Source organism: Thiomonas sp. FB-Cd, assembly GCF_000733775.1.
In the GTDB taxonomy this organism is placed as follows: domain Bacteria; phylum Pseudomonadota; class Gammaproteobacteria; order Burkholderiales; family Burkholderiaceae_C; genus Thiomonas_A.
Map to the genome: position 1 here is coordinate 200,895 of NZ_JPOE01000005.1, position 13,697 is coordinate 214,591.

Annotated in this window: 13 protein-coding genes; 4 read left to right on the forward strand and 9 right to left on the reverse strand. The window is 59.6% G+C overall.

Going from position 1 to position 13,697, the window contains the following annotated elements; genetic code table 11:
- The first annotated feature begins 59 nt into the window (after nucleotides 1-59).
- Entirely contained in the window at nucleotides 60-845 is a 786-nt protein-coding gene (locus tag CD04_RS0114535; RefSeq protein ID WP_031408009.1) for an IclR family transcriptional regulator C-terminal domain-containing protein, read from the forward strand.
- Between the two features lie 218 nt (nucleotides 846-1,063).
- On the opposite strand, the gene CD04_RS0114540 is transcribed toward CD04_RS0114535, so the two are convergent.
- Nucleotides 1,064-2,932, reverse strand: a complete 1,869-nt coding sequence (locus CD04_RS0114540) for a feruloyl-CoA synthase (RefSeq protein ID WP_031408011.1) — start codon at nucleotides 2,930-2,932, stop codon at nucleotides 1,064-1,066.
- Nucleotides 2,929-3,558, reverse strand: a complete 630-nt coding sequence (locus CD04_RS22040; RefSeq protein WP_369792841.1) for a crotonase/enoyl-CoA hydratase family protein — start codon at nucleotides 3,556-3,558, stop codon at nucleotides 2,929-2,931. The genes CD04_RS0114540 and CD04_RS22040 overlap by 4 nt, the downstream gene beginning before the upstream one ends.
- A 374-nt stretch (nucleotides 3,559-3,932) precedes the next feature.
- Between CD04_RS22040 and CD04_RS0114550 the strand changes: the two genes are divergently transcribed.
- Nucleotides 3,933-4,799 carry an amidohydrolase family protein gene (locus tag CD04_RS0114550; protein ID WP_156030360.1) on the forward strand — a complete coding sequence of 289 codons (867 nt, stop codon included), beginning with the start codon at nucleotides 3,933-3,935 and terminating at the stop codon, nucleotides 4,797-4,799.
- Between the two features lie 68 nt (nucleotides 4,800-4,867).
- Here the strand turns inward: CD04_RS0114550 and CD04_RS0114555 are convergent, their stop codons facing one another.
- Together CD04_RS0114555 and CD04_RS0114560 are read right to left on the reverse strand one after the other, a co-directional pair.
- Entirely contained in the window at nucleotides 4,868-5,839 is a 972-nt protein-coding gene (locus CD04_RS0114555) for a PDR/VanB family oxidoreductase (protein ID WP_031408016.1), read from the reverse strand.
- A gap of 60 nt (nucleotides 5,840-5,899) precedes the next feature.
- Nucleotides 5,900-6,664 (reverse strand): GntR family transcriptional regulator, encoded by a 765-nt coding sequence (locus CD04_RS0114560; protein ID WP_081858030.1) that lies wholly within the window; start codon nucleotides 6,662-6,664, stop codon nucleotides 5,900-5,902.
- A gap of 132 nt (nucleotides 6,665-6,796) precedes the next feature.
- On the opposite strand from CD04_RS0114560, the gene CD04_RS0114565 reads away from it, so the two are divergent.
- Nucleotides 6,797-7,840, forward strand: a complete 1,044-nt coding sequence (locus CD04_RS0114565) for an aromatic ring-hydroxylating dioxygenase subunit alpha (RefSeq protein WP_031408020.1) — start codon at nucleotides 6,797-6,799, stop codon at nucleotides 7,838-7,840.
- A gap of 307 nt (nucleotides 7,841-8,147) precedes the next feature.
- Complete coding sequence (locus tag CD04_RS23310) at nucleotides 8,148-8,633, forward strand: MarR family winged helix-turn-helix transcriptional regulator (RefSeq protein ID WP_197033137.1); 486 nt, start codon at nucleotides 8,148-8,150, stop codon at nucleotides 8,631-8,633.
- Nucleotides 8,634-8,651: 18 nt separating this feature from the next.
- On the opposite strand, the gene CD04_RS0114575 is transcribed toward CD04_RS23310, so the two are convergent.
- The 5 genes from CD04_RS0114575 to CD04_RS0114595 form a co-directional block, all read right to left on the reverse strand.
- Nucleotides 8,652-9,431: a coniferyl-alcohol dehydrogenase gene (locus tag CD04_RS0114575; RefSeq protein ID WP_031408025.1), complete on the reverse strand. Its 780-nt coding sequence runs from the start codon at nucleotides 9,429-9,431 to the stop codon at nucleotides 8,652-8,654.
- A 28-nt stretch (nucleotides 9,432-9,459) separates the two neighbouring features.
- Nucleotides 9,460-10,911: an aldehyde dehydrogenase gene (locus tag CD04_RS0114580; RefSeq protein WP_031408026.1), complete on the reverse strand. Its 1,452-nt coding sequence runs from the start codon at nucleotides 10,909-10,911 to the stop codon at nucleotides 9,460-9,462.
- A 117-nt stretch (nucleotides 10,912-11,028) separates the two neighbouring features.
- Nucleotides 11,029-12,078, reverse strand: coding sequence for a branched-chain amino acid ABC transporter permease (locus CD04_RS0114585; RefSeq protein ID WP_031408028.1), 1,050 nt, complete (start codon nucleotides 12,076-12,078; stop codon nucleotides 11,029-11,031).
- A complete protein-coding gene (locus CD04_RS0114590; protein WP_197033138.1) occupies nucleotides 12,075-12,992 on the reverse strand; it encodes a branched-chain amino acid ABC transporter permease in 918 nt (305 codons plus the stop codon). Before CD04_RS0114590 ends, CD04_RS0114585 begins: the two co-directional genes overlap by 4 nt.
- A gap of 4 nt (nucleotides 12,993-12,996) precedes the next feature.
- Complete coding sequence (locus tag CD04_RS0114595; protein ID WP_231480650.1) at nucleotides 12,997-13,668, reverse strand: ABC transporter ATP-binding protein; 672 nt, start codon at nucleotides 13,666-13,668, stop codon at nucleotides 12,997-12,999.
- Nucleotides 13,669-13,697 lie beyond the last annotated feature (29 nt).

The window sequence follows — 13,697 nt, forward strand, 5'->3', positions numbered from 1 at the left end:
ATAATGCGCGATGATTGCGCGCATTGCGCGATCATCGCGCAAAAATGGGAATCACTTTAATGGCCATTGCGAAGGCGGACTACATCGAGGGAATGGCAAAGGGTTTGGCTGTGCTTGAGAGTTTTGACACTGAGCGTCAGCGCCTCAACGCCACATTGACGGCTTCGCGTGCCGGAATTACTCGCGCAGCAGCACGCCGTCATCTGCTCACGCTTGCGCACTTGGGCTACCTTGAGACCGACGGGAGCTACTTCTGGCTTTCCAGCAAAGTGCTGCGCTTTTCGGGAAGCTACTTGGCATCTGCGCGCTTGCCTCGCGCAATTCAACCGTTCCTGAATCGCCTAGCAGTGCAGGCGCAGGAGTCGTTCTCCGCTGCGGTGCTTGACACGGATGAAGTGGTCATCATCGCGCGCAGTGGAAACGACCGCAACTCGGCTTCAACCGCAAACAGTCGCGTGATCGCGTACGGTCTTCATTTGGGCGCGCGACTGCCGGCACACGCGACTTCCACCGGGCGCGTTTGGCTGGCCGCCAAGTCGCGAGCGGCCTTCAACGCATGGATGAAGGGGCGAAAGCTGCCTCGGATGACCCCGCTGACAACCACGGATGCGCGAGCGTTTCGCAACCTTATCGACAAGGTTCGCCATGACGACTTTTGTTTTGCCAGCGAAGAGCACGAGTTGGGGGTTCATGCGCTTGCCGTTCCATTGCGCAATGCCAAAGGCATTACAGTGGCGGCACTCAATGTTGTGGCGTCCCAGGTTCGCATATCGTCGCTGTCCATGCAACGGGACATGCTCCCGTTGTTGCTCGATGCCGCGAGGGAAATGCGCCCTCTTCTTTGATGCGCGCGTTGACGTTCGTGCGCCTCCAGCGTTTTTAAACGGCAGCTGCAATGGTGCATCTTGCCGCATGTTCAGATTCAACTTCGAAGACGCCAGCCAACCGATTGGCGCGCATCTTCGAAACCCTGTTGCGGTGCAGGTTTTCAGCAATCCGCTCCGAAAGCTCCAAGGAACATTGCCGGTTGTCCTCGGCGCTGCGACCACCTCCTGCCCATTGATCAGGTTTCGGTTGCAAAGTCAGATCGAGCCAGGATCACACAGGGGTCGCCGCACGCGGGCTCATACATCGCTTCGACTTGGCGCGACCGGCAATTGAGGACAGCGCGCTGATTTATTGATCCCTTATCGGTGATCTCGCCGTGGTCAAGCGAAGGAGGATCTGCCAAGACGTACGCGCGCGCTACGCGATTTGCGCTGCCCGTGCCCTCTGCCCAAAGACGGTCGACAAGGGTCTGAAACCATTCGCGCACCGGCGATTCGCCAAGGACCTGTGCAGCCGAACGCACGCCTGGCCCTCCAGAGAGCTTGCGGCACTCCTCGATGCGCGGAAAAATCAGCACGCCAAGATCGTCACGGTCAGGCGCTGCGATCACAACGTCCTGCACATAGGGGGCGCCAGCTGCGGCGATTCGGGCCCGTAGCGCACCCACGTTGACAAAGGTTCCGCTGGAGAGTTTGAAGTCCTCCGCCATCCTGCCATCAAACATCAGGCCCTTTTGCGGACAATCCGGGTCGATAAACCGCACGGCGTCGCCGGTGCGGTAGAAACCTTCCTCGTCGAAGGCCTGCGCGGTGCTCTCCGGTGCGCGCCAGTAACCCGGCATCACGTTTGGACCGCGAAAGCGCACTTCAGTCTTGCCGCTCGCGGGCACCAGCTTCACGTCGACACCAGGCACCGGCAACCCGATCTGCCCGGATCGGACGTCCGGCCCGACGGCGAACATCGAGGATGGCGCCGTCTCTGTCATGCCGAGTCCTGTAAACATGCAGACGCGCTGTCCCACCTCGCGTTCGCCGAGTCGATCGAGGCGGTCCCAGACTGCCTGCGATAGGCCGGCGCCGGCGAAGAAAAATGCCTTCAGGCGTGAAAAAAGCCGAGCGCGCAATGGCGCATCATGCTCGGCCGCGCACGCGATTTCCTCAAAGCCCTTGGGTACGTTGAAGTACACGGTGGGTGCAATCTCGCGCAGGTTGCGCAGCGTCTCGGCGATTCCCTGTGGAGTTGGTCTGCCGTCATCGATGTACAGCGTGCCACCGTTGTACAGCGCAATCCCGACATTATGGTTTCCTCCGAACGTGTGATTCCAGGGCAGCCAATCGACGAGCACTGGCGGCTCCTCGGAAAGGAATCGAAAAGACTGCCGAATCATCTGCTGATTGGCGCACAACATGCGATGGGTATTGATGACACCCTTGGGCATCCTGGTTGAGCCGGACGTAAAGAGGAACTTGGCAATCGTTTCCGCGCCCACGGCGCGATGCACGGCCGCTTGCGGCAGTCTCGGCGCCTCAAGCAGCACGCTCAGCGGCGTCACGGGCCGCGCCGCGAGCGCGCCCTGGGCTAATACGATCTCCACTGTGGACGCGACGACCGCGTCGATTGCCGCCGCATACGCCGGGCCGGAGGCGAAGACCAAACCCGGAGTCAATGTGTCCACGATGTGGCGCAACTTGCCAAAGTCGCGCGACACCAGCGAGTAAGCAGGCGACACGGGCGCATAGGGCACCCCGGCGAGCAACGCGCCAAACGCCAAGGTGAGATGCTCGAGGCTGTTCTCCGACAGGATCAATACCGGTCGCTCGGCGCTCAAGCCGCGTTGGACGAGAGCGCAGGCGATGCGCGCAGCCCGCTCAAGCATTTGCGCATAAGTGACATGCTCCCACTCGCCACGGGGACCGCGGCGCTGGGCGACGAAAGTGCGGTCCGGCGCCACGCCCGCCCAATGTTCGAGACAATCGGTGATGCGCTCGGGATAGGGGCAAAGGGTCTCCGTCGAGCGCAACAATGCAACACCACCGGCCCGCTGTTCGAGCGTTGCGTCAACGCAGCCGCCGACCGCGCAGGGCCGTGGTGCGGACCGACTCATGCGGCTTCCTTTGCAGCTTTCATGGCGCGGCCGTCAAGATAGGCGCGCAAGCGCTGCTTGGCGGCATCATCGCCTTGCGCAATCGCCGCCATCAACGACCCCACGAAAAGTCCATCTCCTTGGGACATGCGGGCGACGCGTGGTAACGCATGCAGTACGGAAAAATCCGACAGTGGTGCATTGGAGGCGACGTGACGCTCCAGCCCGAACGCCTTTTCCAACCCCTCGCCATTGGCAACCGGATACTTCGTCAGGCCAGCCTTTTGAGCCTTGTCTGCACTGAGAACACGCCCCGTGAGCGTCATGTCAGCCATGCGCGACTGACCGATCAACTGAGGAATGCGTGAGGACCCGCCACCGCCGACGAACAAACCCCGCTGCCCCTCAGGCAGCCCGAAAAAGGCACTGTTTTTGGCCACACGAATATGGGCTGCAGCGGCAAGCTCACACCCGCCGCCAACCACGGCGCCCTGTAGCACGGCAATCACCGCAGCACGGCCGAACTGCACCTGATCGAATGCCGCATGCCACGCGCGGGAGTGTGCAATACCCTCCGTAACGCTGCGCTGAGACAACTCAGAAAGGTCCAGTCCAGCGCAGCAATGCTCACCTGCCCCGCTGAGCACAACAGCTCGATGTCGTCTGAAAGACGGGCAAAGGCGTGCCGGATGGATGCGACAAGATGATCGCTGATGGCATTACGCTTGGCAACCCTGTTAAGCACGAGGTGAGCGATGCCCGGTTCCGGAAGTGTCAGGCGAAGCAGCTCTGCATCGCAGAGGGTCGCATCCGGCTGAATGGGTTGGCCCATGTTCTCTGTCGTCGAAAAAGGGAAATGTATTTAATTATCGTAACTAATATCGGTCAAAAAATTCGTGCAAACCCTAGCTTTAAGGCAATACAAGGCTAATGATCTCCGAAAGATCTGAAAAATGCGATCTTTTTTACTTTATTGATTGAAATATTATTTTCAATCAGAATGCAGAAAATTGGAGTGAGCGTGAAGACCGACGATCTAGTTGCCATCGACATCCATACCCATGCTGAGGTGTCGTGCTGGAACCCCTTCGACAACTATGGCGAGGAATATGACCGCGCTGCGGACAAGTACTTCCGCTCCACACGGCGCCCGACGATTGAGGAGACGATTGCGTACTACCGGGAAAAGAAGATCGGGTTCATCATGTTTACCGTGGATTCAGAATCACAGATCGGCCGGCGACGCATCCCGAACGAGGAGATCGCCGAAGCAGCGCAGAAGAATGCCGACATCATGATCGCCTTTGCCAGCATTGACCCGCATAAGGGCCGCATGGGCGCCCGCGAGGCTCGGCGCCTCATCGTCGAACACGGCGTACGTGGCTTCAAGTTTCATCCAACCGTACAGGGCTTCCATCCCTACGATCGCATGGCTTGGCCACTCTATGAGGTGATCGCCGAGTACAAGCTTCCGGCCATTTTTCACAGCGGACATTCCGGCATCGGCAGTGGCATGCGCTGCGGTGGCGGCTTGCGGCTGGAGTATTCAAATCCGATGCATCTCGACGATGTAGCCATCGACTTCCCGGACATGCAGATCGTCATCGCCCACCCGTCATGGCCTTGGCAAGATGAAGCCTTGTCCGTGGCCATGCACAAGCCCAATGTTTGGATCGACCTATCGGGCTGGAGCCCACGCTACTTTCCACCGCAGCTCGTGCAATACGCAAATACCCTGCTCAAAGAGCGTGTCCTGTTCGGTTCCGATTTTCCACTCATCACCCCGGAACGCTGGATGAAGGACTTCGCCGATGCGGACTTTCGGCCTGAAGTCCATCCCTTGATTCTCAAGGACAATGCCATGCGCCTGCTTGGTCTCGGATCCTGAGCGGCGCATCGCTGCGAGATCGATTATCGAGGCACCCTGCAAATTGCTCGGCGCGCGGCTTGCCCTGCCTAGATGTCAAGGACGAGGCGAGGTGTCCGGGCGCGTGAGCAACATGGGAGAAAGCAATCGTTTTGCCGTTTCTCATCCGCGGTTAGGTAGGCGTCGCGATGATCGGGCATTCCAGCGACGATGCGTGTCAGGCAGGTGCCACAAACGCCTTGTTCGCAAGACGTCGGGATCTCAATCCCATCCTCCGCCAATGCCTGCACAACGGTCTTGCCGGGCGACACTGCAATAACGCGCCCGGAGGTGGCAAGTTCGACCTCAAAGGCCGTATCCGTCGAATGGTCCTGCGCGCCTGCGGCGAAGTACTCGGCATGCAACCGCTCTTCCGGCCAACCAGCCGCACGTGCTGCATCGAGCACGAATTCCATGAAGCCCTTGGGACCACAGACATACACGTGTGTTCCGGTCGCCGCTTTGGCCAGCACCTTGACGACGTCAAGTCGCTGCTCCGCGGGCCCATCGTCAAAATGAAACCGCACCCTCGGTGCAAACGCACCTGAGGCGAGGAGATCGGCAAAAGCCGTCCGGCCACGACTCCGCGTGCAGTAATGCAACGTAAAGTCGCCGCCACTGGTCGTCAGCTGCTCGGCCATACACAGCAGCGGCGTCACGCCGATGCCTCCAGCCATCAGCAAGCTGTGCTGCGCATCTGGATGCAGCTCGAAGTGGCTTTTCGCGTGGCTGATGCGCAGGATATCCCCCACATGGACGTCGTCATGCATGCCGGCTGACCCACCGCGCGAAGCGGGCTCACGCAGGACGGCAATGCGGTAGCGATGGGTCTCCGATGGGTGATTGACCAGCGAGTATTGGCGAACCAGACCACTTCGGACTTGCACGTCGATGTGCGAGCCTGCCGTAAATGGGGGCAAGTCGCTTCCATCCACGCTGGCCAACTCGAAGCTGCAAATGTCGATGGCTTCTGGTGTCTTGGCCGCGACGCGTACGGTCAATTCTGGAATTTGGGCAGTCATGGGTCTATGGGGGAAGCTGGATTTTGGGCGCCATGCGAAGCGCCTTTCGGCAAAGGACCGCTACGCCTTGTTAGCCCTTCGGCGGTGCGCTGGCTTGGGTGCTTGCGCCGCTGTGGCGCGCCTGGGGAGGGGAACGGCAATGGCGGACGACCCCTGCAAGCCAAACAGCTTGCCATAGCGCAGTCCGACGTAGGCGTGCTCGCGCATCAACATCTCGGCCCGCGCGCTCTCGCCACCACTCAGGGCCTCGAATATCAACACGTGCTGGAGTTGAGCGAAGTGCAGCTTCTGAAATTCGCGGTCAAGTGCGGAGGGGTCGATGATGATCGAATCCGATGATGCAAAGGGAAGATGATTGTTGCGTGCGATTGCGTCGGCGATGGCCGTGCTGTCGGTCGCCCCGACGATCGTCTGATGGAACGCCAGATTGAGTGCGCTCCAGCCCGCAATGGATTGCTCGGTCAGCACCCCGTCGCTCAGCAAAGCTGCGCCTTCGCCAAGGCACTCCTGAAGGCGCAAGCGAATCGCCGCGCTCATGCCGCGCTCGGCCAAGCGGCGTGCGGCCAAGCCTTCAAGCACGCCGCGAACCTCCAAGCCGCACAACACGTCCTCCTCCGAGAACTGGCGCACGACAAATCCGCGCGCACCGGCCCTCTGCAGCAGTCCTTCTTGCTCAAGAGTGCGAAAGGCTAAGCGCACTGGCGTGCGTGAGACGCCCAGCTCCTCGGCAACAGGAACCTCGGCAATCCGCACGCCTGGCGCGTAGCGGCCGTCCAGAATCAATTTCCGTAAGGTGGTGACGATGTGGATGCTGTCTTGACTCACAGAGAAATTGACCCTCAATGGATCCAATTGATGGGTTTTTTGACGATTTTTTGAAATTATGGTCCACTTTGGATCCAATGACAACTGCGCCACAGATCATCAAAGCTGTGGCGCCCGAAAATGGAGGTGACAATGTTTCCGAAGAATGCCTGGTACGTGGCTTGCACACGCAACGAGTTTGCTGACAAACCGCTTGGCCGCACCATCTGCGGAGAGCAGGTTGTGTTTTTCTGCGATGCCGAAGGGCAGGTGGCAGCGGTGGAAGATTTCTGTCCACACCGCGGTGCGCCCCTGTCGCTTGGGTTTGTGCGCGACGGCCGACTCGTATGCGGCTATCACGGCTTGGTCATGGGGCGTGACGGCAAACCCTGCAGCATGCCGTGTCAGCGCGTTCAGGGCTTTCCTGCAATTCGCAGCTATCCCGTTGTCGAGCGCTACGGTTTCGTGTGGATCTGGGTCGGTGACAAGGACTTGGCCGACCCGGCCAAGATCCACCACCTGCCTTGGGCCGAGAGCCCGGAATGGGCTTATGGCGGAGGGATGTACCACATCAATTGCGACTACAGGCTCATGATTGACAACCTTATGGACCTCACACACGAGACCTATGTGCATGCGACGAGCATCGGCCAACAGGAGATTGAAGGCGCCGTTCCGACAACCAAAGTCGAGGGCGAGACGGTCATTACCAGCCGCCGGATGCACGGGATCATGCCCCCACCATTCTGGGCTGCGGCGCTGCGCTACAACGATTTAGCTGATGACGTCCCCTGCGACCGCTGGCAAATCTGCCGTTTCTACCCGCCGAGCCACGTGCTCATCGACGTCGGCGTTGCACATGCCGGAAAGGGCGGATATGACGCCGATCCTCGCCATAAGGCGTCAAGCATCGTGGTGGACTTCATCACTCCTGAAACGGAGACCACTCACTGGTACTTCTGGGGCATGGCACGCAACTTCAAGCCCAGCGATCCCGAACTTACCGAGCGCATTCGCGAAGGACAGGGGAAGATCTTCTCCGAAGACCGTGAAATGCTCGAGCGCCAGCAACGCAACCTCAGTGCGCATCCCCAGCGGCAATTGCTGAAATTGAACATCGATGCCGGCGGAGTTCAGGCGCGGCGCATCATTGATCGTGCAATGGCCAGCGAGCGAGCGACCCCACCCGCACCCTGACTGCCGCATGGCTCAAGCTTTGCACCTTCAAGGGGCCCAAGGAACCTCGGCGCGCCGACCGGTGTGCGGATGACCGAATTCGCCTTGGTCCCCACCATGCCACGGCAAGGCCGAGGCGAGCAAGGCGAACCGGATGTCACTGCATCGACGACGCCGCGCCGTGCTGCGGCTGGCGCCAAGGTTTGCCGGTGCCGAACACTCGTGCGTGCAATGGCGTGATGGATTCTGGGCCAAGCCCGCTGCTCGGGGCGCATCAACCGCTCCTGTCGGTCTCCGCTACAGTGAAGCTGTGACTCTCGCAACCGGCATGTCCACAAACGACAAACCTAAAGCTGCCAACGCCAAGCAGCCCGTGGTGGCGCCCACTGGCATCGACCATGCGTGCCTTGCTCACGTTCTCGGCTATCAACTGGCGCGCGCTTCAGTTTTCACCCGCAATGCGTTCAACCATGCCATTGGCGAGCCCATGCAGCTTCGGCCGGTCGAATTCACGATCCTTGAGCTCATCGCTCACAATGCATCGGCAACGCAAAAACAGTTGGCCAGCGCACTCTCCATGACGGCCCCGGGAATGACGGTGCTATTAGACCGTCTGGAGGAGCGCGGCCTGATCAAACGCGAGCGCAACGAGTCGGACAAGCGGTCCCAATTCATTCGCCCCAGCGCAAGCGGAAAACAACTGGCAAAGCGCGCTTACGAGGCCTCCCTCCGCATGGAGCAAGACCTTCTGCTGCGGCTTTCGTACGCCGAGCGAGCCATGTTGTTCGAATTACTTGGCAAGCTTCGCAGCTAGCGCACGTAGGCACGGCAGTTACTCGAATCCGTATGTATGCGTCAACACATGCGCATACATGCCACCATCGCACGGGATATTGCTACCTCGAATCCAGGCACTTTGCGGCGAACAAAGGAACGCAACCAGCGGCGCGACATCCGCGGGCGTGCCGGGTCGATCCATCACCTTCATGTCCTCCTCGGCACGCGCGCCCAAGGTCTTGAGAAAGTCGTCGAGGATTGGCGTCTGCACGGGCCCAGGGCTCACGCAGTTCATGCGAATGCCGCGATCGCGCCACGTCCATCGGTTAAGCATGGTCCACACGACGAGTGTTTCCTTGGACAAGAAATAGCACCGCGCGTCGTCGACTCGATGTTCGCGGCAATAATCATCGAGACCGTCAAAATCACGCAGCGCGATGAGTGCCTTGATTGCCGGCGCCGCCTGGGGCCATCCCAGACCTGCAAGGGACGCCAGGTTGACAATCGATGCACCGTCGTTGAACCGTCCGCTCATCGCTTCCGTGAAGGCACGCAATCCGAGAAAGTTCACTCGCAGCACCGCTTCGGCGCCGCGCGTCGGTGGAAGACCTGCAATGTTGCACAGCGCATCGATTCCCGGCCCAATCTCCTTGGCGGCCGCTTCGATCGAAGCGGGATCGGCTAAATCCGCCGCAACAAAGCGGTCGACACCCGCCGCCGGATTCCGATCGACACCGACGACCGTTGCACCACACGCCTTGAGATATTGAGCGGTTTGCGCGCCAATCCCGGAGGCAGCGCCCGTGACCACCACTGTTTTTCCACGCAGTTGCATCACCCGACCTCCCGGAACGGTGCCGTCATCAGAACGGATAATGGCGAGGCGTCGTCTGCACGGTAATCCAGCGGAGCTCTGTGAATTCGTGAATGCCGGCCTTGCCACCAAATCGCCCATAGCCACTGGCCTTGACGCCGCCAAATGGCATCTGCGCCTCGTCGTGAACCGTCGGGCCATTGACGTGGCAGATCCCGGATTGAATGCGCCCGGCCACGTTCATCGCGCGTCCCACGTCACGCCCAAATACGGCGGCTGAGAGGCCATATTCGCTATCGTTGGCACAAGCAATTGCCGCTTCAAGACCATTGACGCGAACAATCGGCTTCACCGGTCCGAATGATTCTTGACTGAAGATGTGCATTTCGGGCGTGACGTGATCAAGCAACGTTGCAGGCATCAACGTGCTGTCTGCTTTACCCCCACACACCAATTTCGCCCCCTTGGCCAAGGCATCATCGATCAACGCGTTGCAGCGCTCAACCGTCGTCATATCGACAACGGAGCCGAGCACAACCGGTCCCTTCCGCGGATCCCCGAGCGGCAGGCCGTTTGCCTTGGTGGCGAGGCGCGTGACGAACTCATCGGCGATCTTGCTGTCGACGATGATGCGCTCAGTCGACATGCAGATCTGCCCGGAATTGGCGAAGGCACCAAATGCCGCTGCGTTGACCGCAGCGTCAATATCCGCATCGTCAAGAATCACCAGTGGCGCCTTGCCACCGAGTTCAAGCACGACGGGTTTGAGATATTTGGCACACATCGACGCGATAATCTTTCCGACGCGCGTCGAGCCCGTGAAATTCACCCGGCGCACTGCGGGATGGGCGATCATCGCCTCCACCACCAAAGGGGCATCAGACGGCGCGTTGGTCACAAAATTCACCACTCCCGGTGGTAGGCCTGCGTCCTGCAGCGCCTCAACGATCAGCCCGTGCGTGGCAGGGCACAATTCAGACCCTTTCATGACCACCGTATTGCCACATGCCAAGGGCACTGCAACCGCCCGCACCCCAAGAATGATGGGTGCATTCCAAGGCGCCATCCCAAGCACAACTCCAGCCGGTTGCCGCAGTGCCATCGCGAGACTTCCAGGAACATCGGACGGGATCACTTCACCGCTGATCTGGGTTGTCAATGCCGCCGCTTCCAGCAACATGCCGGCTGCAAGGTGCACGTTAAAGCCGGCCCAAAGGGCAGATCCACCGGTTTCGGCTGCGACGGCCAGAGCAAACGCGTCGGCCTTCGCCTCCAGAGCATGCGCGGCCTTCATCAAAAGCGCGCGGCGTTCGCTGGGACCCGTCGCTGACCAAGCTGGGAAAGCGCGCGCCGCCGCATCGACCGCCGCAACGGCGTCTGCGGCTGTGGCCGCTGGCGCCGTCGTGGCCACACTGCCGTCCAGGGGGTTGCGGCGCTCAAAGGTTGCGCCACCGCTTGCCTGGATGTGCTTGCCGTCGACCAGCATCGAGATTGTGCTCATGATTGTCTCCTTTTAGGCTAAGTGCGGGCGGACGAGTCGCCCCAATTGTGTATTCGGTCCCGTGCAGCCGATGCGCCCGCTACTGCTGGCGCCAAGAGCTTCAAGACTTCTCGCAATCTACTCTGACTGTTGAGATAGCGCCTTCGCACCCACCTTGCGCCGGGGAAACCGGAGGTGGTACCCGATTGGAATAAGGCGCAAGGAAAACCTTGCTTCCACCGCACCCCAGATGCCTCTGGGGAATCCCAAGGCGAAACCAATGGCCAAAACGCCCAGTCCGATCAGGTAAGCCACCCCCGTTGCGCCGAAATATGTCTCCGCGATGAAAAAGATAATGGCTCCGATGATCGGGCCCTCGAACGTACCAAGCCCGCCTACGATCGTCATGAACAGCATGAATGCCGTCCACTGGGGGCTGAAGAATGCTCGCGGCTGAAATGTGATTGACGCCGCCAGCCACAAGGCGCCACCTGCAGCGCACCCAATGGCCGACAGGAAAAAGAGCACGTGCTTGGTGCGAAAGACGTTGACCCCAATGGAGGCGGCCGCCGTTTCATCATCGCGGACCGCCTGCAAAGACGCGCCGATCCGACCGCGCAAGAGGAAGAACAACACACAAAGCAAGACGACCATGAAAGCCAGAGCCATCCAATAGTTGTCCGCCCTTCGTACGGCGGGAGAAAAGCTGTTCATCGCAATCAGCGACGTTCCCGTCTCGCCTTGGACAGTGGGATCGATGGTGACGAGCAGGTGCAGCAACTCCGACAGGACCCACATCCCGATTGCAAACTCGCCGCCGCGCAACTTGAGCATGAACTGGCCGATCGGGATCGATAGCAGTCCGACGACAAATGCCGCCAAAACGACAGCGACGTAGACATTCACGCCGGCATTGGACAAACGGATCAGCGCATAGGCCCCGAGTCCGAGAAACGCCTGTTGCCCGATCGATACCAGTCCACCGTACCCTGCCAGGGCGTTCCACATGGACGCAAGCAGGATGTAAATGAAAAGAGTCGTCAGGCGGTCAATGATTTCAGGACGGAAAATGAGCGGGCCAAATGCCAGTGCGGCAATCACCAAGCCGGAAATCGCCGTGAACAAGGCAGCTTGCGGGGTCCAGCGCAGGACCTTCACGTCCTGCGCCGACAGAGAAGTCTGGCTCATGCTGAGACTGCCTTCCGACGAAGTGTGAGTATGCGGCGCAGAGTAGCTGGCGACTTCAAATGCCCCCTGTAAACGCGCAGCACAAGGATGATCAAAAACACCGCATGGCCAGCGATCAGGAAACCGAGCGGATTGATTTGTGCGCCAAGACTCTGGGCGATACCAAGTACCACGCCGCCTAAGAGAGTGCCCCATAGCGAGCCGACACCGCCAATGACCACCGTTTCAAAGGCAAAGATCAATTGGGTCTGGCCCGTGTAGGGCGAAAAGGTTCCGCGCATTGCAAGAAAAAATCCCGCAACGGTAATGAGCATGAGGGAGATCGCGGCAGCCGCCGAGTACACGCTGCGCGCGTCGATCCCCACCAGCTCCACGGCATCTGGATCTTCCGCCGTTGCACGGATCGCCCGACCCAACGCCGTGTATGACAGCACCATCTGCAAACCACCGAGCACCAGAAGCGCGCTGGCAAAGGTCAGCGCGTCCAGTTGCGAAACGTACAGATCGCTGACCACATTCCAACTGCCATAGGAAAGCGCGCCAATGTTTGGCGCAAGGGACTGGCTGTCCGCCCCATACCGCAGAAAGAGAAGGTTATCAATCACAATCGACAGACCAAAGGTCGCCAGGATTGGAATCAACCCACCTCCACGCAAACTGCGCTGAAGCATTAGCCTGTTGAGCCACCATCCCAAGACCGCCATCACCGGCAGCGCCAACAGAAGTGCCCACGCCACATTGAGGCCCAGCCAATTGGCAAGGCCCAAGATGACGTAGGCTGCCAAAATGGCCAGACTGCCGTGTGCCAGGTTGACGATCCTCATGACGCCGAACAGGAAGGAGAGCCCACTGGCAAGGATGGCGTAGTAGCCCCCTAAGAAAATACCTTGGATAACTTGATTGATCAGGTCCATGGGCTTAATGATTCGCTTGCTCTTGGCTGCGCGCCAAACCGAAGTAGGCATCCATGATCTCTTCACGCGACACATCGTCACGCTCGCCTTGAAGCGGAATATTGCCCTCAAGCATGCAAATAACGCGCTTCGAAACGGCCAATGCACGCGTTAGATCTTGCTCCACCAAGACGATTGTCGTCCCTGCAGAGATCAGGGTTTGCAAAGATTGGTAGACCTGATCGACGGCGATTGGAGAAAGGCCCAATGAAATCTCGTCAAGCAGCAAAAGCCGGGGATTCGTCATCAGGGCCCTTGCAATGGATACAGCCTGTTGCTGTCCTCCCGAGAGTTGTCCTGCCAACGATTTGAGCTTGGGACGTAATTGTGGGAAGGCGTCGAGCACAGAATCAAAATTCCATTGCCCTTTGCGCGCTCGCATCCCGGCGACCTCGAGGTTTTCTTCAACGGTCATGCCACCGAAAAGGCGCCGGCCCTCCGGAACCATCGCGATTCCCAGACCGACGCGTTTGTATGCGCGTATCGCAGTGATGTCATAACCATCGAAAACCACATGACCGCCGTGCACGGGGTGAACCCCCGCAATCGTGCGCAACAAAGTCGTTTTGCCGGCCCCGTTCGCCCCCACAAGAGCAACGACATCACCCTGGTTGCATGAAAAGCTGACCGAGCGCACCGCCTTCAGTAAGCCATACCGCGCGTCCA

Excerpts from the sequence above, each read along its gene's own strand:
- CD04_RS0114535 (WP_031408009.1), top strand. The coding sequence starts at position 60 with ATGGCCATTGCGAAGGCGGACTACATCGAGGGAATGGCAAAGGGTTTG.
- CD04_RS0114540 (WP_031408011.1), bottom strand. The coding sequence starts at position 2,932 with ATGAGTCGGTCCGCACCACGGCCCTGCGCGGTCGGCGGCTGCGTTGAC.
- CD04_RS0114555 (WP_031408016.1), bottom strand. The coding sequence starts at position 5,839 with ATGACTGCCCAAATTCCAGAATTGACCGTACGCGTCGCGGCCAAGACA.
- CD04_RS0114565 (WP_031408020.1), top strand. The coding sequence starts at position 6,797 with ATGTTTCCGAAGAATGCCTGGTACGTGGCTTGCACACGCAACGAGTTT.
- CD04_RS23310 (WP_197033137.1), top strand. The coding sequence starts at position 8,148 with ATGTCCACAAACGACAAACCTAAAGCTGCCAACGCCAAGCAGCCCGTG.
- CD04_RS0114575 (WP_031408025.1), bottom strand. The coding sequence starts at position 9,431 with ATGCAACTGCGTGGAAAAACAGTGGTGGTCACGGGCGCTGCCTCCGGG.
- CD04_RS0114580 (WP_031408026.1), bottom strand. The coding sequence starts at position 10,911 with ATGAGCACAATCTCGATGCTGGTCGACGGCAAGCACATCCAGGCAAGC.
- CD04_RS0114585 (WP_031408028.1), bottom strand. The coding sequence starts at position 12,078 with ATGAGCCAGACTTCTCTGTCGGCGCAGGACGTGAAGGTCCTGCGCTGG.
- CD04_RS0114590 (WP_197033138.1), bottom strand. The coding sequence starts at position 12,992 with ATGGACCTGATCAATCAAGTTATCCAAGGTATTTTCTTAGGGGGCTAC.